The 21,234-nt window shown below is 58.9% G+C and carries 19 protein-coding genes; 7 read left to right on the top strand and 12 right to left on the bottom strand.

Annotated features, from left to right (window positions below; translation table 11 throughout):
* Positions 1-116: 116 nt before the first annotated feature.
* The gene (locus tag ACPOL_RS08165) at positions 117-842 is read left to right on the top strand and encodes a hypothetical protein (protein WP_201759119.1); all 726 of its coding nucleotides are present in this window, start codon (positions 117-119) and stop codon (positions 840-842) included.
* Positions 843-949: 107 nt separating this feature from the next.
* Here the strand turns inward: ACPOL_RS08165 and ACPOL_RS08160 are convergent, their stop codons facing one another.
* Both ACPOL_RS08160 and ACPOL_RS08155 read right to left on the bottom strand, forming a co-directional pair.
* A complete protein-coding gene (locus ACPOL_RS08160) occupies positions 950-3,355 on the bottom strand; it encodes an ABC transporter permease (RefSeq protein WP_161557255.1) in 2,406 nt (801 codons plus the stop codon).
* A gap of 63 nt (positions 3,356-3,418) precedes the next feature.
* Positions 3,419-4,138 (bottom strand): energy transducer TonB, encoded by a 720-nt coding sequence (locus ACPOL_RS08155; RefSeq protein ID WP_114206611.1) that lies wholly within the window; start codon positions 4,136-4,138, stop codon positions 3,419-3,421.
* Between the two features lie 119 nt (positions 4,139-4,257).
* On the opposite strand from ACPOL_RS08155, the gene ACPOL_RS08150 reads away from it, so the two are divergent.
* Positions 4,258-4,761, top strand: a complete 504-nt coding sequence (locus tag ACPOL_RS08150) for a cupin domain-containing protein (protein WP_114206610.1) — start codon at positions 4,258-4,260, stop codon at positions 4,759-4,761.
* Here ACPOL_RS08150 and tadA read toward each other — a convergent pair.
* From tadA to ACPOL_RS08130, 4 genes are all read right to left on the bottom strand, one after another.
* Complete coding sequence (tadA, locus tag ACPOL_RS08145; RefSeq protein WP_114206609.1) at positions 4,758-5,228, bottom strand: tRNA adenosine(34) deaminase TadA; 471 nt, start codon at positions 5,226-5,228, stop codon at positions 4,758-4,760. The genes ACPOL_RS08150 and tadA overlap by 4 nt on opposite strands.
* Positions 5,229-5,253: 25 nt before the next feature.
* Entirely contained in the window at positions 5,254-6,300 is a 1,047-nt protein-coding gene (locus ACPOL_RS08140; protein WP_114210705.1) for an agmatine deiminase family protein, read from the bottom strand.
* A gap of 38 nt (positions 6,301-6,338) precedes the next feature.
* A complete protein-coding gene (locus ACPOL_RS08135; protein WP_114206608.1) occupies positions 6,339-7,268 on the bottom strand; it encodes a carbon-nitrogen hydrolase in 930 nt (309 codons plus the stop codon).
* A 78-nt stretch (positions 7,269-7,346) separates the two neighbouring features.
* Positions 7,347-8,300 (bottom strand): LysR family transcriptional regulator, encoded by a 954-nt coding sequence (locus tag ACPOL_RS08130; RefSeq protein ID WP_114210704.1) that lies wholly within the window; start codon positions 8,298-8,300, stop codon positions 7,347-7,349.
* An 89-nt stretch (positions 8,301-8,389) separates the two neighbouring features.
* Between ACPOL_RS08130 and ACPOL_RS08125 the strand changes: the two genes are divergently transcribed.
* Positions 8,390-8,938: a GNAT family N-acetyltransferase gene (locus ACPOL_RS08125; protein WP_114206607.1), complete on the top strand. Its 549-nt coding sequence runs from the start codon at positions 8,390-8,392 to the stop codon at positions 8,936-8,938.
* Here ACPOL_RS08125 and ACPOL_RS08120 read toward each other — a convergent pair.
* Positions 8,888-9,778, bottom strand: a complete 891-nt coding sequence (locus tag ACPOL_RS08120; RefSeq protein ID WP_161557254.1) for a DUF92 domain-containing protein — start codon at positions 9,776-9,778, stop codon at positions 8,888-8,890. The genes ACPOL_RS08125 and ACPOL_RS08120 overlap by 51 nt on opposite strands.
* A gap of 169 nt (positions 9,779-9,947) precedes the next feature.
* Between ACPOL_RS08120 and ACPOL_RS08115 the strand changes: the two genes are divergently transcribed.
* The gene (locus ACPOL_RS08115; RefSeq protein WP_150132938.1) at positions 9,948-11,477 is read left to right on the top strand and encodes a YncE family protein; all 1,530 of its coding nucleotides are present in this window, start codon (positions 9,948-9,950) and stop codon (positions 11,475-11,477) included.
* A gap of 259 nt (positions 11,478-11,736) precedes the next feature.
* On the top strand, positions 11,737-13,014 hold the full coding sequence (locus tag ACPOL_RS08110; RefSeq protein WP_114205959.1) for an IS110 family RNA-guided transposase: 1,278 nt from the start codon (positions 11,737-11,739) through the stop codon (positions 13,012-13,014).
* A gap of 393 nt (positions 13,015-13,407) precedes the next feature.
* Here ACPOL_RS08110 and ACPOL_RS08105 read toward each other — a convergent pair whose 3' ends face one another.
* Complete coding sequence (locus ACPOL_RS08105; protein WP_114206604.1) at positions 13,408-14,289, bottom strand: anti-sigma factor; 882 nt, start codon at positions 14,287-14,289, stop codon at positions 13,408-13,410.
* 2 nt (positions 14,290-14,291) lie between these two features.
* Entirely contained in the window at positions 14,292-14,870 is a 579-nt protein-coding gene (locus tag ACPOL_RS08100) for an RNA polymerase sigma factor (RefSeq protein ID WP_236657320.1), read from the bottom strand.
* A gap of 176 nt (positions 14,871-15,046) precedes the next feature.
* Between ACPOL_RS08100 and ACPOL_RS08095 the strand changes: the two genes are divergently transcribed.
* Positions 15,047-15,826, top strand: coding sequence for a TlyA family RNA methyltransferase (locus tag ACPOL_RS08095; protein WP_114206602.1), 780 nt, complete (start codon positions 15,047-15,049; stop codon positions 15,824-15,826).
* 157 nt (positions 15,827-15,983) lie between these two features.
* Positions 15,984-16,841 (top strand): NAD(+)/NADH kinase, encoded by an 858-nt coding sequence (locus ACPOL_RS08090; RefSeq protein ID WP_114206601.1) that lies wholly within the window; start codon positions 15,984-15,986, stop codon positions 16,839-16,841.
* A 21-nt stretch (positions 16,842-16,862) separates the two neighbouring features.
* Here the strand turns inward: ACPOL_RS08090 and ACPOL_RS08085 are convergent, their stop codons facing one another.
* The 3 genes from ACPOL_RS08085 to ACPOL_RS08075 form a co-directional block, all read right to left on the bottom strand.
* Positions 16,863-17,570 (bottom strand): hypothetical protein, encoded by a 708-nt coding sequence (locus ACPOL_RS08085; protein WP_114206600.1) that lies wholly within the window; start codon positions 17,568-17,570, stop codon positions 16,863-16,865.
* Complete coding sequence (locus ACPOL_RS08080) at positions 17,567-19,495, bottom strand: sensor histidine kinase (RefSeq protein WP_114206599.1); 1,929 nt, start codon at positions 19,493-19,495, stop codon at positions 17,567-17,569. The genes ACPOL_RS08085 and ACPOL_RS08080 overlap by 4 nt, the downstream gene beginning before the upstream one ends.
* Positions 19,496-19,756: 261 nt before the next feature.
* Complete coding sequence (locus ACPOL_RS08075; protein WP_114206598.1) at positions 19,757-21,169, bottom strand: sigma-54-dependent transcriptional regulator; 1,413 nt, start codon at positions 21,167-21,169, stop codon at positions 19,757-19,759.
* Between the last annotated feature and the right edge of the window lie 65 nt (positions 21,170-21,234).

Below are 21,234 nucleotides of genomic sequence, written 5' to 3'. Positions count from 1 at the left end.
GTATCATGCTGTTGCTATAATCCGCGCGGCAGGCAAGTATCGTAATTGCGTTGCATTCGCGTTGAATGCTATTCAAGTTTGAGACAAATTATCTTTGAGCCCGGAGGGCAGCAAACATGCAGGACAATTACAAACACTACGCTTTTAGCGATGGCGAGCCAGAATCGGAGGGAAGCGAACTAGCTGGCGAGCTCGATGACGACTTCAGCGAGGATGAAGAGGAGGAGGAAGTCCGCGTCAATCTTTCACTTCTCGACGAAGAAGAGGATGAGGAGGATGACGAAGACGACGATCTGGGCGAACCGCCGCTGTTAGTAGTTGTCGATGCCGAGCCTGCTTCAGTGGAGGAGCCTGAGCCTACGGCTGCGCCGGCCAGGAAAGCGACCGCGAAGAAGAGCGCGGCCAAGAAGCAAGCCCCTGCAGTTGCTGCGACGAAGAAAGCGCCAGCTAAAAAGGTAGTGGCGAAGAAATCGGCAGTGAATCAAGTTCCGGCCAAAAAGGCCGCATCGAAGTCGGCCGCTAAGAAGAGCAGTACAGGCACTCTCAGCGGCGGCAAGGCTGTAAAGAAGTCCGCAGCCTCGAAAAAGAAGAGTGCCGGCATTCCAAAACCAATCAAGCGAGGTAGTACTTTGGCAGTTAAAAAGGCAACAAAGAAGGCGGCCACGAAGGCGCCAGCCAAGAAAGCCCCGGCGAAGAAGGCAGTAGCCAAGAAGGCGCCGGCAAAGAAGGCGGTAGCGAAGAAGGCTCCCGCAAAAAAAGCAACCGCTAAAAAGGCAACCGCTAAAAAGGCAACCAAAACCGCAGCCAAGAAGACAGCTGCAAAAAAGGCAACCAGGAAGTAGGCTTCTGCATTCAACAGGCAACGACTGAATAGGCAAGCAAAAACGCCCGACATCGAGTCGGGCTTTTTTGCGTCTACTCGACGCTTAGGTCCGTTCTAGCAACAGCTTCAAAGACCCCGAAGCGCTTTCACCGGATCTACCAGTGCGGCCCTGCGCGCGGGCAGGAAGGCGGCCAGCAAAGCGGCGCTCAGCAGGACTCCGATAGCGATGGCCAGGCTGACCGGGTCGGCTGGACTGACGCCTACCAGCATGCTGCCGATCCAGTGCCCAGCGATCAGGCTGGCCATCAGCCCGGCACCGACGCCGATACCCGCGAGCATCAGCACCTGCAACAACACCAGCTTCAGGATGCTCGCGCGTTCCGCGCCAAACGTCATACGGATGCCGACTTCGAAGGTGCGTTGCGCGACCGAGTACGCCACCGTTCCATAGACTCCAAGAACGGCAAGCAGCAGCCCAACCGCGGCGAAGCTGCCGATTAGAATGCTGCGGAAATGCTGCATCTCGACCGAGTCTCCAACCATCGTGTTCATGGTCGTGAACCGGGCCGCAATTGCTGGATCGACTCTCTCGATTTTTCCTCGCACGGTATCGATCAAGGCGACCGGAGACAGGCGGGTGTGGATGGCGATATTGATCTGCGCCGCCATGGAAGGATGCTGTAGCAGCGGCATGTAAAGCGCCGGTCCTGGCGCATCGGCGGGCGAGTCCTGGCGCAGGTCGCGAACCACGCCAACGATGGTCATCCATTTGCCGGGCGCATCGAGACCGCATTCGATCTGGCGTCCGATCGGGTCTTGGCCGGGAAAGCTCTGCCGCGCGAGCGATTCGCTCACAATTGCTACCGGGGGAGCATCGTAGTCATCCCGGCGAGTGAAGTCTCTTCCGCTCAACAACGGGACTGCCATGGTACGAAAGTAGTCCGGACTGGCCAGAGTGAAGACCGCTTGCGGCCCGTGTTGTACGTCGTATGGAGCGCCGATGACTCCGTAATAGCCGTTCGAGCCATAGCTTCCGGTCGGCAGGCCCATGACGCCGCCGACGCTCTCAACACCCGGCAGCGCGCGAAGTTCAGCAAAGATCGTCTCGAATTTCTGGGTAGCTTGGATCGAGCTTTCCAGTGTCGATGCTGGAGCGTCCGCGTCGACGATTAACAGATCGGATTTTCGATATCCAGGATCGGTGTTCTGCAAGACCAGCATGGTGCGACCCAGCAGCGCCGCTCCGAATGCAAGCACGAAGGTCGCGGCAACTTCGGCGACCACCAGTCCGCTTCGCAGCCTCGACGAGTGACGGCTCGACATGCCGCGCGAACTATCCTGCTTCAGCGCGACTATCGGGTCGACCCGCGTCGCCTGCCGTGCCGGAAGCAACGAAGCGGCGACCGTTGCCAGCAGAGCAATCCCGGCGGTAAATGCCAGGACCCCGAAGTTCAGATGAATGTCAGCGGAACGAGGCAGATTTGCAGGGGCAATCCTGACGAGCATCTTCACCAGGGGGATAGCGAGGAAGATCCCCACGATTGCACCTGCAAACGAGACCAGCAGACTTTCCACCACGACCAGTCTGCCAAGTTGAGAGCGAGTTGAGCCAAGCGCAGTGCGCACCGCAAGCTCGCGCTGCCGGTCCACTGCCCGGGCCATGTAGAGATGCATCACATTGACGCAGGCGATAAGCAGAATCAGTGCGACTGAGGCCATCAAAAGCAGCAGCATCGGGCGTACGGAACCGACAAGTTGCTCCTGGAGCGGAACGAGGCGGAAAGTCTTGTCTTTGTTGTCGCCAGGATAAGCGGACTGGAGGCGACTGGCGATCGCCGTTAGTTCTGATTGCGCGGCAGCCATCGAGACACCGTGCCGCAGCCTGACGACGGCACGGTAGTTGAACGCGGTACGCGAAGGCGTTTGCGGCTGCTCGGCTTCGGCCATCCACACCTGGGTGTGATCGGGAAAGTCGAAGGCCGCCGGCAGCACACCGACGATCTGCACCGGCTGCCCCTCGACGGCGATGGTCTGGCCGATCGCGGCCTGCACACCTCCAAAATGATCGCGGGCGAAGTTGGCATTCACCACCGCTGCATGCTTCGCCTCAGAGTCCACGAACCAACGGCCAGCCTCTGGCGCCACCTGCAAGACGCGGGCAAAACCCGCATCGACCGCGCTCACGGCGGTAAAGCTCGAATGGTCGCGAATCTGGACACCTGCTTCGCCTCCGCCTCCCTGGTAGTAGCCGATCGCGCTGACACTCTTCGACTGGTTGCGAATGTCGACCAGATCTGCTCCGGTGACTCGCGGCGTCTCCCTGCCCTGTTGCTCATAGCGCGTGTTGAGCGCCATGATCCGGTCCGCCTCCGGATAGTCGAGCGGCGCCAGCAGCAGCGACTGCACCACGGTGAAGATCGCCGTATTCGCTCCGATCCCCAGCGCCAACGTGAGGACCGCAGTAAAGGTGAAAACCGGGCTCTTCTGCAACTGGCGCAGGGCATAGCGGAAGTCGTTCAGCAAATTCTGCATGGGCCACGCTCCGGAACAGGATACGCACATGATATGCATCCCAGTTCCGGCGCGCATTGGCTTTCAGTTATCGAGCGAAAAGATGACACGTACGGTGGTCTCAACCTCGACTGGCTCGTTATTCAGAAGGAACGGCCGATAGCGTGCGGCGGCGACTGCATCGATCGCCGATTGCCGGAGCATAGGAGGCCCTTCGAGGACGCGTAGGTTCTCGATCATGCCTTGGCGGGAGATGGTGGCGTCGATGATTACTGTGCCTTGAATCCGCGCCTGTTTGGCAATTGCAGGATAGGTTGGATGAATCGGGGTGAGGAGTTGTCCGGCCGCGACACCGCCTGAGAGACGAACCGGCTGTTGGGGGACGGGCGGCTTTGCTACCACGATTGATGGAGCCGGCGCACCTAAGTCGATGCCGGCCGGGATTCCCGGACCATTGCCGTTGCCGAGGGCACTCGGCATAGACGGCGCGCCGCCATCGTCGATCATGGCCGGCGCCGCCGGAATCCTGCTTGGGATCCGCAATTGCGACTCCAGGCTTGGCAGTGGCGAATGAACGGGCGCTGACTCTGTCCGGCGGGTTTCAAGCCGAGCAGGCGCGTGAGGCGGAGGCGGCGCAACCAACAGCCTTTCCAGCGACTGTCTCGGCAATGCCTGAGGATGGAAGAGCGGAAAGAGAATCAGCAGCAACAGCAAAGCTGCCTGCGCGAAAAATGATCCGATGGCGAACCATCTGCTGCGGGTGCGGATACGGTTCTGCGACTCGACCAGGCTGTCTTCAAACATAGCGCCTCCTAAGAACGATCTAGCAAGAACGATCTAAAAGGTGGCGAGTCACCTGCTCGCTTAGACCCCGCATGGTCGTGGAGAGTTCCCGATATGATTTGCTGGTAGGAGGGTAAGCGATGACGGCGGACGAGATCAAAGCGCACTTAGGTCTGGAGGCACATCCGCGAGAAGGCGGCTTTTTCGTGCAAACATGGAAAGCCGAGGAGGAGATTCCAGTGGCGGCGCTGCCCTCTCGATATAGTGGCGCGCGAGCGGCGGGGACGGCGATCTACTATCTGCTCGAGCCGTCGACATTTTCCGAAATGCACAAGCTCATCTCGGACGAGGTCTTTCACTTCTATCTCGGCGATCCCGTGGAGATGCTGCAACTGTGGCCCGATGGAAGCTCGCGAGTGGTGGTTCTGGGGGATGATTTAGCGGCGGGGGAGTTGCCGCAGCTAATGGTGCCGCAGGGCGTGTGGCAAGGTTCACGGTTAGTTCCCGGAGGGCAGGTTGCGCTGCTGGGTTGCACGGTCAGTCCAGGCTTCGATTATGCGGATTATGAGACAGGCAGGCGGGCAGACTTATTGCAGAAGTATCCGGGTTCAGAGGAGCTGATCGTGGCGCTGACCCGCGGTTAAAGATCCGGGGATGGGGACTGGCGGCGTTCGCGGAAGAAGGCGCGCAGCAACTCCCCGCACTGCTCGGAGAGGACACCTGAGGTGATCTTCATCTGATGATTGAGTTGCGGATGGTTCACGACCTCGACTACCGATCCCGCAGCCCCTGCCTTGGGATCGGCGGCGCCGTAGATGAGCCGCGAGATACGAGTGTGAATCATGGCTCCGGCGCACATCGAGCAGGGCTCGAGCGTAGTGTAAAGCTCGCAGCCGGTGAGGCGATAGTTCTGCAAGCGTTGTGCAGCCGCTCGCATAGCTACGATCTCGGCATGGGCAGTCGGGTCAAGCGTTGCGAGTACGGCATTCCGGCCGACGCCTACGATTTCTCCCGCATAGACCACGATCGAGCCCACCGGGACTTCTCCTGCTTCCGCGGCGAGCCGGGCCTGTTCAAGGGCGAGACGGAGATAGCCTTCGTCTTCGTTCATCGAGCCCCGCCCGCTGGCGACTTGCTCACGCAGGCTGCTGCTGAGTCATGCAATGCAGCGCTCCCAGACCCCAGATAAGATCGCCGCAGTGAATCCCACTCACCGTTCGATCGGGAAACAGCTCTGCCAGGATGGCGAGCGCCTTCCGGTCGTTTGGGTCGTTGAAGGACGGGACCAAAACAACGTGGTTGGCAATATAAAAGTTCGCATAGCTGGCGGGTAGTCTCTGCCCATCGAACACGACAGGCGAGGGCATGGGGAGTTCGACGATCTGAAATGGCTTTCCGTGGAGGTTTTTCGCCGATTTCAAACGATCGAGGTTCTCAGCGAGAGGGTCATGGTTTTCGTCGGAGGTATTTGCCTCAGTCGCGGTGACAATTGTGTTTTCAGAGACGAACCGGGTGATGTCGTCGACGTGGCCGTGAGTGTCGTCCCCAGCACAGCCTCGATTCATCCAAAGCACCTTCTCGATACCAAGATAGTCGTGAAAGACCTGCTCCAGCTGTTCGCGGCTCACTCCTGGATTTCTTTGCTGCACGGTGCTCAGGAGGCATTCTTCGGTGGTAATCAGCACTCCTGAACCGTTGACATCGATGCTGCCGCCTTCGAGGACTAGCCGGTGTTCCTGTCCGTTCTGGAGGCGGATGTTTGGTTTCCACTGCTGCATTTTCAAGAATGCCGCTGCGTGATCGGGAACTTGATCGTCATGATGCCAATTCTCGTATTTGGCCCAAGCGTTAAACTTCCAATTTGTAACTGCGACGGTATTCTGTTGGATTGCCTTGAAGTTTTTGACAAAGATCGGCCCGGAATCCCGAGTCCAGACGCGGTCGGTTTTTACCTGATGGAAGCAGACCGCGCCAAGATTTGCACCGGCTCGGAGCAGGATGCTGGTGGCCCTTTGCTCTGCCGCTTTGTCGTCGACAAGAACATGGACCGTCTCGACTTGAGAGAGCTTGCGAACGATGTCGGCATAGACCCAGGGGATGGCCAGGAACTTTCCCGGCCAGTCGGTCGCGTTATGCGGCCAGGCGATCCACGTCGCTTCGTGGCGCTCCCACTCCGCGGGCATCTTGTAGCCGAGCTGGCGCGGAGTTTGCTCGTGCAGGCTCACTTCTCGCTCCCGGTGGTACTGGCGTCGAGGAAGCGATGGACGATTGGCTGGTAGGCGTCGATGCGGCGATCGCGCAAGAAGGGCCAGTTGCGCCGCGTGTCTTCAAGCAGCCGCAGATTCACTTCGGCGACGAGGATCTCTTCCCGGTCATGCGAAGCTTTGGCGACGATGCGGCCGAAGGGGTCAGCAATAAAGGAACCACCCCAGAACTGCAGCCCCGGACCTTCGACCCGGTTGCCACGGACGTCGCCATGCTCTTCGCCGACGCGGTTCACCGCGCCCACATAGACGCCGTTGGCGATGGCATGGGCACGCTGAATCGTCTGCCAGGCTTCATATTGCGCGGTGCCGAACTCTTCTTTCTCGGCCGGATGCCAGCCGATTGCGGTGGGATAGAAGAGTACGTTCGCGCCTTGCATGGCGGTGATGCGCGCACCTTCCGGATACCACTGGTCCCAGCACACGAGAGTGCCGATTTTGCCGACCGCGGTGTCGAAGGCCTTGAAACCAAGATCGCCGGGAGTGAAGTAGAACTTCTCGTAATACAGAGGATCGTCGGGAATGTGCATCTTGCGATACAGTCCGGCGAGAGTGCCGTCCTTGTGCAGAACTGCGGCGGTGTTGTGGTAGAGTCCGGCGGCGCGGCGCTCGAACAGCGAGGCAATGACGACTACTTTTTCTTCGCGTGCGACTGCGGCGAGGCGTTCGGTGCTGGGGCCGGGGATTGGTTCGGCAAGATCGAATAAAGCGGTGTCTTCCCGCTGGCAGAAGTATTGCGCCCGAAAGAGCTCGGGCAGACAAACGACATTCGCGCCTTCGCGCGCGGCCTCGCGGACGCGGTCGGCGGCCTTGTCGAGATTAGCGTCGGGATCGGGACCGCAGGACATCTGGATCAGACCGATCCGGTAGTTCAGACTAGATGGCATGGCATAAATGCTCCTCAGTGAAAGATACGCGAATCGCCGCTAACGATGCAGTCAGTGACCGCAAGGCGGCGCTCATTTTTACTTAGTTTTCGCAGCAGGCTTTGCGGGAAACTTCTCGAGGGTTTTTGGCGCGGCCGTCGAGTTGCGTGTAAGCCGTGGGCGGCCGGTGGCGATCTCGAGAAAGGCTTGAGCGGCGCGGCTCAGCGACTTGTCCTTGCGGAAGACGAGCGCTAATTCGCGCTGCAAGCGAACTCCCTCGATGGGAAGCACTTTGAGCGTGCCACCCTGCTCGTCGGCTACCAACCCCGAACGCGGCACGAAGCCGATCCCCATACCGGCCGCGACAAAGCGTTTCAGCAATTCGCTCGAGTCCAGTTCCATCCCGATATTGGGCTTGAGCTCGCGGATGCTGAAGAGCAAGTCAATCTGCTCCCGTTGACGGCCTTGCTTCGGCAAGAGTATTGGGTATCGGGCGATGTCTTCCATGCGCAACCTGTCGGCCTTGGCCAGGGCGTGACCCGGGGCCGCGGCCAGCACGAGTTCGTCTTTGTGGATCCATTCGGCAGTGAGCCTGGGGTCTTTGACCGGGAGCGCGATGACTCCAAAGTCGACTTCGCGATTCTGCACCGCTTCGAGGGTGCGCGACCGGTCGGCGCGAATGATGTTAAGCCCCACCCGGGAATACTGCTGTTTGAACTGAGTGAAAACCTGCGGCAGCACGTAGAGGCAAGTGGACTCATTGGCGCTGATCGAGACCTCGCCGCGAGGCATGCGCTGCATCTCGCCGACTGCGAGCAGAATGTGCTGGTGGCATTCGAGGCAATGTTCAGCGAAGGGCTCAAAGACGCGTCCGGCTGCGGTGAAAGTGACCTTGCCTCCGGAGCGATCGAAGAGCTGAGCACCGACTTCAGTTTCGAGAGAACGAATCTGGGCAGAGATGGCAGGCTGGGTCAGCGACAGCTTCTCGCCGGCGCGGGAGAAGCTTTTGTGGCGCGCAACTTCGAGGAAGGTACGGAGCTGTTCGAAATCCATGATGGCTACGTTGATGCGTGCGTTTTCAGCATAGTGCAAAGCGGCATCGGCCGGGTAACCTCAAGAAGCCGTGGTGGAGAGGAAGCAGAATGGTCCGAAAATGCGATCAGGGTGATTTCGAGAGGATTTGGACGGTGATCAACGATGGCGCGCGGGCTTATCAAGGCGTCATTCCCGCGGATCGCTGGAAGGAACCATATATGCCGAAGGAGGAACTTCAGCTTCAGATCGATCAGGGAGTAGTCTTCTGGGGTTACGAAGAGAGCGGAACGCTGCTAGCTGTCATGGGCCTGCAGGCAGTCGAGGATGTGACCCTCATCCGGCATGCGTACGTTTGCAGCGCGAGCCAGAAGCGGGGAATTGGCACGCTGCTGCTGTCTCGCTTGCGGGCGCTTACGAGCATTCCGGTCTTGATTGGTACCTGGGCAAGCGCGGTCTGGGCGATCCATTTCTATCAAAAGCATGGCTTCGAGCTAGTGAGTCCAGCGGAAAAAGACCGGCTGCTTAGGAGATACTGGCGCATTCCGGAGCGCCAGATCCAAACGTCGGTGGTTCTCGCGGATCAACTCTGGCGAGAAAATTCTCAACTAGAAGATCGTCATCAAGGCCAGAACGATCAAAGCGGCAATGGTGGTTGAGAGAAAGTTGACCAGATCATTGTTGAGCCATCCCTGGCGCTCGAGCGTCGCCCCGATAAGGCTGTCGGCGAAGAGGCCAACGATGGCCGCAATCCAGGCGATGGCGGCCTGCCGAGGATTGAGGCGAAGCGTCGGCATGCTTATGAGGACGACAAACGCAGCGGCGGCGCATCCGGCCAGGCTGCCGGCAACGGTGATGCCTCCATCGGTACCGGGCGCAACGGCCTTGAGGCTGGTCAGCAGCCTGGGTTGACCGCCTACGGCCTGCCCGATCTCTGAGGAGACGGTGTCGGCGGCCGCTTCGGCAAGTGCTGCGATCAAGGCCGTAAACAAGATCGGCCTGGCGAACGTGAGACTGTGCGAGAGCAGGCTGGGGGAAGCGAGGCATGGCAAGGCCGCGAAGGCGGCGGCGCCCATATTCGCAGCGACTTGGGACGCGCCTCGACCGCGGCGCGATTCAGCCAGGCCCCGCTGCTCTTTCTGGCTTCGGCGGAAGCGGGTGGCCGCGAAAGCGAGGACAAACAAAGCCAGCCCCAGGAGCAGCGCGGTGTGTTCCCAGCCACCGCTGGGTTGCTCGACGGTCCCGAGATACATGCACGACGTCAGCAGAAATCCGGTGACGGCCGCCAGCGGCGTTGCAGCCCGCAGCAGCCATACCAGTGCACCAAAGGCGGCGCAGATGGCAAGGCCTTCCCTCGTCGCCGCACTCCAGGAGGCAGTGATGCTGCGGACGAGTCCGGCTGCTGCCACGATTAGCACCAGCAGCAGCAACACTTTCGATTGCCAGTGAAGTCTGCCTTCGCGCTCAGCCTTAGCGTCGGGCAGCGGGGTCTCCGCCATATGGCTATTATCCCGCATGCTACTCGAATGCCTTGAGCTCGCCATGATTCTTCCGGACCGTCGAACTGATTCAGGCGTTCGCGCTTTCAGGAGCGGGTTTTCCTGGGTGATTTACAATCAAGCATTGTTCAGGATCGATTTCGTAGTGAGGTATTTACGAGTGCAAAGCATGGCAGTGCCCGGGCAGTCCGCGGGTGAGAGCAGAGATACCGCAGCCGGGACGATGGAATTTCCAAGACACGACGGAATCGGCGTTGAAGATCAATTCGGTTCTTCCTTGAACACCCGGCTGCGTGCTGGGAACATCTGGCGGAGCGCCAGCGCTTTGCTGGTTTTCATCATGGCCGGATGTGGGGCGCAATACCGCCCCGTGGTGAATCCAGTGCGCCCGACTGGTCCGAGTCCGGCTCCGACCGCCTATGCGGTTGCCATCACCCAGCCGGACGGCACGGAGGCGGGCGTGGCGACGGTTCTAGACTTCTCCGGGGATACTGTGCTCGCGCAGGCGACGATCGGCAATTTGCCCTTGGATTTCACCCTGGATATTGCAGGGGCCACTGCCTACACTATCGACCGCGACGGCAGCCTCAGCGATATTCCGATCTCGACCAGCCTACAGACAAAGAATGTTTTGACCAGCACCTTGACCGCCAATTCAGTGCCGATCAACACCACTTCCGGAACCGGAAATCTCTATGTGGTGGACGCATCGAGCAATCAGATCGATGTCTTGACGGGTTCGCCTCCTGGACTCAAGCAGGCGCTTCAGCTTCCCGTTGGACTGATAAACATGGCGGGCCGCAGCGCCTCCAGCCGCTTCTACGCGATCAGCCAGCTAGTTGGAACACCCGGTGTGGCCAGCCCGTGCGCCAACCCTGCCAGTGTGACGACAAATGGAGTTGCATCTGCCCTCGAGACCTCAACCTTCTCGATCTCGGCCACGATCCCCGTGGGGATCTGTCCGGTGTACGGCTTGCAGTCAGCGGATGGCCTTCGTACGTTCATTCTGAACCGCGGCAGCGGTACAGTGACGGTTATCGATACGCAGAAGAACGCACTCGACACCCAGTTCAACCCCTCCGCGACCTTCACGCTACCTGCTGGGCCGGTCTATGGCGAACTCTACGACACCACGAGCCAATTGGTGACGGCGAACTATGACTCCAACACCATCAGCGTGATCGACGTGAGCACGGACACGTTCGACAATGACTCTCCCCAGTTTGGGACGATTCACAACGTACCAGTTGGCAACGGACCGTCATCGGTCACCGTGCTCCAGGACGGCAGCCGCGCTTATGTGGCGAACTCCAAGGATGGGACAATCTCAATCGTCAACTTGAGCACCTACACAGTTGAGAAGACCATTGTGTTGCCGGTGAACCAGGATGGAACGACCCCTCATCCGAGGATGGTAGCGTCGTCCTATAACTTCCCGACCGGCAAGATCTACGTCACCTCGCCCGATAGCGAGAATTTAGTCATTCTGCGAACGGACACCGACACCGTCAGCACGACTTTGCAGCTTCAGGGCAACCTGATCGATGTGCGGATTACCCGCCAGAATGCGAACGCCTCGAGCCAAATCAATAACAACAGCTACTCGCCTGGAAATGGCGTGCCCTGTACTCCAGGGACTGTGCCCACCCAGCTCTCCACCAATCCCACTGCTTGCCAGTTAGAAAATCCCACTCCTTAGACAAGGATGGGACCGTTGAAGAGCATTGCAGCCGATCCGGTGCGAACCGAGGGTCAGAGTCGTCTGTCCTCCACACAGGCTGATGGGGAAACTCTAGCCCATAGCACCACACGAAGCACTTGGAAGGAAGAGGTTGAGGAAGGCAGGAAGTCAGGTTTGGGGAGCGTAGCGACCGAGATCCGACTTCCTGGGCCATGGCTGGCCGTAGGTCTCCTAAGCTGAACGTATGCCTACTTTCACTTTTAGGAGAGAACCAACCATGTCCCTTGTCCAGCCTACTCAACCGTCCACCGTTCTGGTAGCGATCGATATTGCCAAGCTCCGTCACGATGTCCTGATCGAAGCTCCGGGATGGAAGAGCCGCAAGCGCCTGATCCTGCCCAACACCGCAGTCGAGTTCCGACTGTTTGCCGACTTTCTTCATGGCTTGAAGCACCCGGTGCGCATCGTCTTCGAGGCCACTGGGAACTACCATAGGCCGCTGGCGCACTTTCTGCAGGCCGAGGGTTTCCATCTGGAGCTGATCGCGTCCCTCGCTGTGGCGCGAACCCGCGAAGCCATGCATAACTCCTGGGACAAGAACGATCCGAAGGACGCCCAGGTCCTGCTCCATCTGCTCAAGACCGGCGTGACTCAGCACTACCATGACCCGCTCGTGAACCAGATCCATGACTTTCAGGAGCTGTCGCTCACCTATGCGCAGATCTCTCTTGAGAAGACCCGGACCCAGCATCGGCTCTTGACCCATTACCTGCCGCTCTACTTTCCGGAGATAGAGCGGTATTATCATGCCACGCGTTCTGAGTGGCTTCTCGCGTTCCTTCAGGTCTTCCCCACGCCTGCCCTGATTGCACGCCTCTCGATGGAAGACTTCGTTCAGCAAGCGTGGACGGTCGTCGGACGCAAGGTAAGTAAACAGCGGCTGCTAGAGGATATTTACCGCACGGCCCAGTCCTCCATCGGGATCCCCGTTGCTGAGGACTCAGAGGCCGTTGCGATGTTCCGCGTCGTACTCGGCGAGATGATCCGACTCTGCCAGCTCCGCGATCAACTGGAACAACGAGCTGCGCTTCACCTGAAGGAAAACGTCGACTTCAGGCGTCTCCAGCAGATGCCAGGCATCGGCCCTATCCTGGCGCTCACGATCCTGGCCGAAGCCGGCGACCTGCGCCGCTTCAATCACCATCGTCAGTTCCTCAAGTTCTGTGGCCTCGATCTCTCGACTCAGCAGTCGGGCCAGTTTCGAGGAGCGACCAAGCTGTCGAAATACGGCAACGCACGGCTTCGCTGCGCCTTCTGGATGGCCGCCACTGTGGCTGTGAGGCTGCGAGAGAACAGCTTCCGAGACAAGTTCGAACGATATCTCCGGCGTGATCCTGCCAGTGCCGACCGCAAGCGTATGGCGTATGTCGCCGTCGCCGCCAAGATGGCTCGCGTGGCTCATGGGATCATCAAGACCGGTACCGACTTCCGCTGCTTCTATGAGGCAGCGGCACCAAGTGGAAGAGCCGCTTCACCTGGGCCGTCGAGGCCGTAAGGACCTCGTAGATAATGATTCGGCCTTTCACTTGGTTGAGACTTCATTTTGAGTACAGTGGAGACTGCGCTCTTCGGCAGATCTCGTGTCGCTATGGTCGAACGCTCAGCCCTTGCTCGTGGAAGCCACTTGGAGGTACAGTCGTCGTCAAGCACATCCCATACGGGATGCTAAGGGACCTTCTCTTCTCTCCAGCTTTTCCTTCCTGTGTTAGTACGTTATCGGGACTATAGCCGATGGATGGTCCGCGCTGGAGATAATCCGTCAGGGCCAGACTACGCGCCAAAGGATTTCGCTTCCGGCGCGGGCAAGCACCCGGTTGCCTCAAGGGACTTTGTTGAGAAAAGGCCGGACTTCGCAAGTCTCAAGAGTCAAGACTAGGACCGCAATCATCTAGAGGCCGGCAGCCCCAGCGAGGACGATCGGCAGAGTCGGGCTGGTCGCCCCTTCTGCGTTCTCGACGGTCACCCCAAATGCCTTGGCAGGAACTCCTTCAGGCAGTTTGGGGAGAATGACGCTCGCACTTCCCTTATCGTCAGGGCGGAAGAGTCCAGCGGGAACCGGCGGTTTTCCATTGGCGGGGATAATCCACAGCTCATACGTCTTGTTCGCCGGGATTGGCTTGAGATTGTTGCCAACGAAGACAAGCGCGCCTCGATCGGCGAGATAGCTGGTGTGACCAGTGGGAGGGGGTGTTCCTTTTCCTTCGGTGAGCGTGACCTGCTTCGCCTCCGGGGAAGTAAGCGTATCGATGAGTTGCTGTGCCCGGGCAGAATCGACAGAAAGCCGGGCGATCTGGCCTTTATCGGTATTGAGAAGCTCCTCGAGCTTCTGGTTTTTGGAACCCAGATATCCCGCTACGGCAAGCATGGCGAAAGCAGCCGCCCATGGCACGAGGATCGGGAACCAGTTCCGCTTGGGCCTGACTTCTCTCGCGACCTCGGGAGTTTCAACATTGGTAGGCGGCTCAGTCTTCTGTAGAACAGGTGAGGGGGCCGGCGTCATCTCAGCGCTCGAAGCAGCACTGTTGCTCAGATGAGGGGCTTGGACCTCGGTAGCGATGCGACTAAGGAAACGGTCGCGTGCGCCAGCAGGAGCGGCCTGTTGAGGAACGCTAAGCGCGAGCAGGGCAAGATCTCCGGCAATCTCGGCGAGGCGGGCGCTGCACTCGGTGCAGTTCTCCAGATGCAGCTCCGCCGTGGCGGTTTCGCCCGCCGAGAGCGACTGCATGGAGTAGAGGATCAGGTCCTCTTCCGAGATGTGTTGCACGTTCACGGTTAGCTTGCTTCTCCTTGTACGGTCTGGCCTGGGGAGGGACTTCCGTGCATCGCCTTCCTCAACGAAATCAATGCCAATCGAATTCGCGTCTTTACGGTACCCAGTGGATCGCCGGTCTTCTCCGCTATCTCCGAGTGACTCAGGCCCTCGAAATAAGCTAGTTCGACAGACTTTTGCTGCTCTGGTGGAAGCTGGTGCAGAAAGGCGCGCACCTTCTCCATCAGGTGGTTCCGTTCCGCCTCTGCCCCAAGATCAGTGGACGCGGCGAGAACTACGTCGTCGACTGAATCTGTCGGCCGGCGGCGACGCAGCGAATCAATCGCCCGGTTACGGGCCACAACCACCAACCAGGCGCCGAGTGAGCCCCGGCCCGAAACAAAGGCGCTGGGTTTCTTCCAAACCTGAATGAAGATCTCCTGCATCACATCCTCGGCCTGCCCGGTGTCCTTCAAGACCCGCAATGCGACCGAATACACGATCCCGGAATAACGATCGAAGAGGGAGGCCATCGCCTGCTGATCTCCCTGTCCTACCAAGGCCAACAGAGCAGCATCCTCGGCTGCTTTGGCGGCTACCAAGCTTGAATTCCCCGGGTCACTGCTATTAGTACGTGCAGGGGACGGTAGCGGATTTGGAGAGTCTTCAGGCATTTAGAAGCTGTGCCGCTTCGGCACAGAAAAGAGCGGTCGCGTCCCTGTAGATTTAAGCATAGCTTTCTAGAGATCGCGAATCTGATGTGAATCCGGTGTACTAGATGAAGGTACGGCTAGACAAGTTGCTCGTCGAGCGCGGAATTGCGGCGACTCGAGAACGCGCCCAGGCGATGATCTTCGCAGGACGAGTGCTGGTCAATGAGCAGAAAGTGGACAAACCAGGATCGCCGGTCGCTCCAGATGCCTTGTTAAGGATGTTAGGCGAGGATCCTCTCTATGTCGGGCGGGGCGGACTGAAACTTGAGGCTGCATTGAAACACTGGCAAGTGGATTTGAGCGGCAGATTCTGTGCGGATGTCGGCGCGTCGACTGGCGGATTCACGGACTGCATGCTTCAGCATGGTGCGTCCACGGTGCTTGCAATTGACACCGGCTATGGCCAGATTGCACAAAAACTTAGAGCCGACGTCCGGGTCTCGCTGATGGAGCGGACCAATGCGCGGCACTTGAAGCCGGGTGACCTGCCCGCAGGTATCAGCTTCGTGGCGATGGACGTGTCGTTCATTTCAGCGACGCTCGTTCTGCCGCCGGTCGTGGCTGCCGCGGGTAGTTCGTTGCAGGAGATCGTCGTGTTGGTCAAGCCGCAATTTGAAGCCGGTCGCGAGTATGTCGGCAAGGGTGGCATCGTGCGGGATGCCGAAGGTCATCAGCTGGCGATCGACCGGGTCCGCGCTTGTCTCGAACGGCTGACGGGGCGGGAGATCGATTTGATAGATTCGCCGATACTGGGCGCGGAAGGGAATCGCGAGTTTCTGTTGCATGCGCTCCTAAACGGGCCGGGTGAAGCCGAAGAAGATACGGGTTCCGCATCGCCAGGCTAGAGCAAGTAGCAGCTGATTTCACTCCCCGCCGATTTCCTCCCAGGCGCTAAGTCGCGCCGGGTAAGCCGGCCATAGCAGCGTCATTTCCGTTCAGTCCGGAGCCACTTTGAAGCTGGACCCATCAAGGGCGGCAGGGCATTGGGTAAACTGGAGTTCCATGAGAACTGTCGTTATCCTCTCCAAGCCGCAGAAGGAAGAACTTTGCGTTCTGATCCCGGAATTGATTCTCTGGATGCGAGCCCATGGCCTCAACCCGGTTCTCGATCCGGTCAGTGGCAACTATACGCGCGACGCTCCGGTTGTACCGCGCCACGAAATGGCGGCGCTGGGACCAGAGTTGGCGATCGTTCTAGGCGGGGATGGCACCTTGCTGGCGGCCGCTCGCGCACTGGCAAAATCGGACATACCGATTCTGAGCGTGAATCTTGGATCGTTAGGCTTCCTGACTGAAGTGCGGTTGGCCGATCTGTATCCCACTCTGGAGGCCTGGTGCGAGAACTGTTCCACAATGGATTCGCGCGCGATGTTGCATGTCGAGATCCAGCGCGACGGTAAGGTCGAGAGCGAGTACGAAGCGCTCAACGACATCGTCGTGTCGAAGGGCGCGATTGCGCGTATGGGCGACTTCACCGTGAAGCTCGCCGGCCAGTTGGCTGCTTCCTTCCGTGCGGATGGGGTGATCGTTGCGACGCCAACCGGGTCTACCGCCTATTCGCTGGCTGCTGCCGGACCGATCCTGGCGCCTGATGTTGATGCATTAGTGATCACTCCGATCTGTCCACATCTGCTAACGCTTCGTCCGATCGTGGTGCGCGGGGACGCTGAAGTGTCAGTGAGCGTAGAAGGCATTCCCGACCAAACCTATCTCACCGTGGATGGTCAGGAGGCGGTGCAGCTACGGGTGGGGGATGAACTGCACTGCAGGCGGTCGAAATACTGCGTGAAGCTGGTGCGAATGAAGCCCCCCGCCTTCTTCGATGTTCTGCGGGCCAAGTTGAAATGGGGAGAACGGTAGGAGCAGTGGATTGTGAGCGTGTTAGGTCTTATTAAGCTCGTCGAGCAACACCTTGGCCTTAGTTGCCAGGATAAGAGCGCCGTCTAAGTCCTCGTTTCCGAGTGCCGCCTTGGCTTTGGTCAGGAACGCCCTGATTTGATTCGCGGTTTCCTGCTCCTGTGCACTCAACGCCCGTTTGATGCCGTTGAGACCGTTTTCAGTACCAGTGATCAGGTCGGCCGTCTCCTTGCGCGTTTGGGTTTGTCCGGAGACATCTCCGGTAGAAAGATGACCAATCGGGGATGCGGGTGCGGGTTCGCCGCTCGAAGCTAGAACCGTCGGCGATTGTTCGTTCTGCGGTGCCGGACTAGCGGGGACAGGCGTTTGCGCCGCGGCACTCGCAGCATCGCCATTGTCGGAGGGATTCGTACCGGTCTTCGAGGAGGGCGACGAGGCAGATGGCTTGGGCTTGCGGGTGGTGCCCGTTGGCTTCTTAGTCTTCTGGGGTGGTGGCTCCGGTGCAGGCGCTGGTTCGGTCTCCGCGACCTCTGGAGCTGGCGGAGGGGGTGGCTGTTCGGGCTGAGACTGCGTCGATGTGAGCGGCGGCGGGTACAAAGCTCCCGGCTTGCCCGCATCTGTCGATGGAGCTTGAGCCGTGGCCGGCTGAATGGGCGTAGTCTTCTTCTCCACGCAACCCGCGATCGAAATCATGAGCAGCGTGACCACCGCGTGTTTGCCCGCGGAGTTCATCCTCTCGGCTCCTTAGAGAGCGCCGTGCCAGTTGGCAGAAAATTGCGCAGTCTTACATCAGTGACATTGGACAAAGGCAGAGCTAACACAAAAGTTGTACCTTTCCCAGGCTGTGATTGTACGTCAACCTGGCCATTATGTAGTTGAAGAATCCGATAAGTCATGGCTAAGCCAATCCCACTTCCGTCCCGCTTGGTCGTAAAGTACAGATCGAAGATCTTCTGGCGGATCTCCTCGGGGATACCTTCGCCGTGGTCGCGGATGCTGATGGTGGCGATCCGGCCGTCAGCGTTCAGCTTGACTTCCAGCTTTCCACCGTCGGCCATGGCCTGCGCGCCATTTAGAACTACGTTGAGAAGGGCCTGCTTCATCAAATCGGAATCGATCTTTGCCAGCACCGGACTGTCGGGCAACAGGCTGGTTACCTGAACGTCGCGGGTCTCAAACTCGGCCGACGCAAGCAGAAGCACGCTGGAGACAACCTCGCGAAGATCCTGTTCCTGCAATTGCAACTCGACCGGGCGGGAGAAGTCGACCAAAGTTTGTACTACCCGGTCCAGCCGCTGGATCTCGCTCTGGATGATCTCGAGATGGCGAAGCGCTCGATCATCGGAGCCGTCTAGTTTGTTGCGTAGAAGCTCGAGATGGACAACGATCGCGTTGATCGGGTTTTTGACCTCGTGGCCCACCCCGGAGGTGAGCCTCCCGATCGCCGCCATTCTGCGAGACAGCTCCAGTTCGCTCTCGATTTCCCTGACGGATTCGAGATCGTGCAAAGTGAGGAGCGCTCCCAGGGTCTGGCGGCGGTCGGCCTGATGATCGTCGTGGATAAAATCGAGGGAGATCTGGACGCGCCGCCCGGTCTCCGTGGTGATTTCTTCTTGAACGATCGAAACGCCGGCGTCGAAGGCGTCCCGAACCGTCGAGCCGAGCACCGTGGTTCGATCGAAGATTTCGTGTATCTCGACGCCGAGAATCTGGTTCCTTCCCATACCGAGAAAGCGTTCCACCGAGTCGCTGACCAGCACGGCACGCGCATCCCGGGTGAAGAGCAGGATGCCGTCTTCGAGATTGGTCATGATCTGGTCGAGATTCTCCTTGAGCGCGGAGAAGACCTCTTCGACATTCCGCATGCGCCGGCCCAGACGCTCAATTTTGTAGGACACCTGGACGACTGCATCGCTCGAGTAGCCGCTCTCCAATTCTCCCGTCATTTCCGCTTGGGCGAATGCATCGAGGCGTTCGCTGATCTGGGTGAGGGGCTGCAGGGCGAGATTTGCTACGAACGCGGAGACGAGCAGCGCACCAAGAATTGCCACTCCTGAAAAGGTGAAGGCGCCAATCAGCCATGGCTGGAAGGAGTTGCTCAGGAAGCTACTGCGAATGCCAATGCGGACAGTGAGGAAGGGCTTTCCGTTCTGCTCACGTTCGCCATTCCGCTCGGCGCCCAGAGACACGTCATACACCCGTGGTTTGCCGAAGACCGCCTGGATGAGATGAACCAGTGTGCCATTGCGCATCTCTGAGAAATCCGGGCGAGGGGGAACCGGTTGATCGTTCTGCCCGACATCCGTGCTGACAAGGATGAGGCCATTCCAGTCGGCGATCGAGATGTCGAAGACAGTCGGCGAATACCGGATCACCGAGTTCAGCATCGCCGAAAGACCCTGGTCTTCGCGAAGCGAGACGGCTACCGACTTTCGCAGTTCCTCGGGATGCTTCGAGTCGACGGGATGGTTTTTGAAGCCGATTTCAAGCGCATGCCGGGTGGCGAAGACGATTTGATGAGCCAGAATGTCATTGGAGGAAAAGGACTGCTCCACCTGCTGATGCAGCAGTTGGCTCAAGTACAGGATCGACAGGACGGTGACCATCACGAACACCAGTCCGGTGATAGCAAGCACGAGTTTGGTCTTGAGTCTCACGACAGCGTCGATTCCTCACGTATGAAAATGCGGCAACGATTTTGCCTGCGACTCCTCCAAACGAACTGTCGCGGCCGCCTGGACCCTTACGGCATGCCTGATCTGTGCGCGACGCCCCAAAACATCGGTTTATACCAGACGATAGCGATTGCAGGAGGGGTTTTACGAAACTACTACAGATTTGGCAGCGCATCCATGCGAGCTCTGTCCGCCCTCTCTATGGAAAGGGCAGCCAAACGCCCTCCTTCGATCTGCCTGTTGCTAGTCGTCGCCTTCAGAGCCAAGCGTACCGTTGCCGCTCGCAACGTTGCCATACTCCTTGAGCTTGTTGTGCATGGTCTTCAAGCTTATTCCCAGGATCTCTGCGGCCCGGGTTTTGTTGTTCATGGTTGACTCGAGCGTCTTCAGAATGAGCCGCCGCTCGGCCTCATCAACCGTCGTCCCCACTTCCACCTGAACTGCATTGGGCGACGGATCGGGGGTGGTCAGCACCGAACGGCTCCCGAAGCCTGGCGGCAGGTCACGGGCGCTGAGATATCCTTCCCCGCAGAGGATAACGGCCCGCTCCACCGTGTTGCGAAGTTCGCGCACGTTTCCCGGCCAATCATAAGCCAGGAGCCGGGATAGCATTTCGTCATCGATTCCATTGACGTGACGCTCATGCTTCACGTTCATATCACGGAGGATAGCGTCAGTAATAGCTGGAATGTCTTCCTTGTGCTCACGCAACGGAGGCATATGAATATTGAAGACGTTGAGGCGGTAGTAGAGATCGCCGCGCAGTTCACCGGCGGCGACTGCGTGTTCCGGGTCTTTATTGGTTGCTGCCAAGACCCGGACGTCGATGTCCGACTCAATCTTGCTGCCCAGACGGCGCAGCTTGCGGTCCTCAAGGACGCGTAACAGCTTGGCCTGGGTACCGATAGGCATTTCGCCGATCTCATCGAGCAGCAGCGTGCCCTCCTCGGCGAGTTCGAAGCAGCCCGCACGGCGTTCAACCGCGCCGGTAAACGAGCCGCGTTCATGACCGAAAATTTCACTCTCGATCAGGGTTTCCGGGATGGCGGCGCAATTCACCGCCACAAACGGCTTCGGTTTACGCGGACTGAGCTCATGCAGGGTCCGTGCAACCAGTTCTTTGCCGGTCCCGCTCTCGCCGGTAATCAGCACGGAGACGTTGCTCGGGGCGACCCGCTCGATCATGGCGAAGGTCTGCTGCATTTTCTTTGAGGCTCCGACCATGGAACCGAGAAAGCCAGTGTCCCGCAGCTTGCGGCGGGTAATTTCCAGCTCCCGCTCGGTGTCGCGCTGGCGGCTGGCATTCGCCAAAATGGTGCGGAGACGGGTGGCGTCTACTGGCTTTTGGATGAAATCGTAGGCCCCCAACTTCATCGCTTCGACCGCGCGCTGAATGTTGCCTTGCGCGGTCAGGACGATAACTGCCTGATTTTGCTTCAGTTCACTGAGTTTTCCGAGGAGTTCGATGCCATCCATCCTCGGCATCTTTAAATCAGTGACGACGATTCCGGGAGACCACGACTGGGTTTTTTCGAGCGCTTCAACGCCATCCCTTGCGGTCTCCGTTCGATAACCCCATCCGGTGACGAGTTCAGCCAAACCTACCAAGGCGTGGAGTTCGTCTTCGACAATGAGGACTTTTTCTTGATTTCCCATGGAATGGTTTTTCCTGAGCGGCCCTGCGTGTGGTGTTTGTCTACTTGTATCACGGAGTGAGCAGG

Source organism: Acidisarcina polymorpha (assembly GCF_003330725.1).
Taxonomy (GTDB): Bacteria; Acidobacteriota; Terriglobia; order Terriglobales; family Acidobacteriaceae; genus Acidisarcina; species Acidisarcina polymorpha.
The sequence above is the reverse complement of the archived record's forward strand: the minus strand, read 5'-3'. Positions and strand labels throughout refer to the sequence as shown.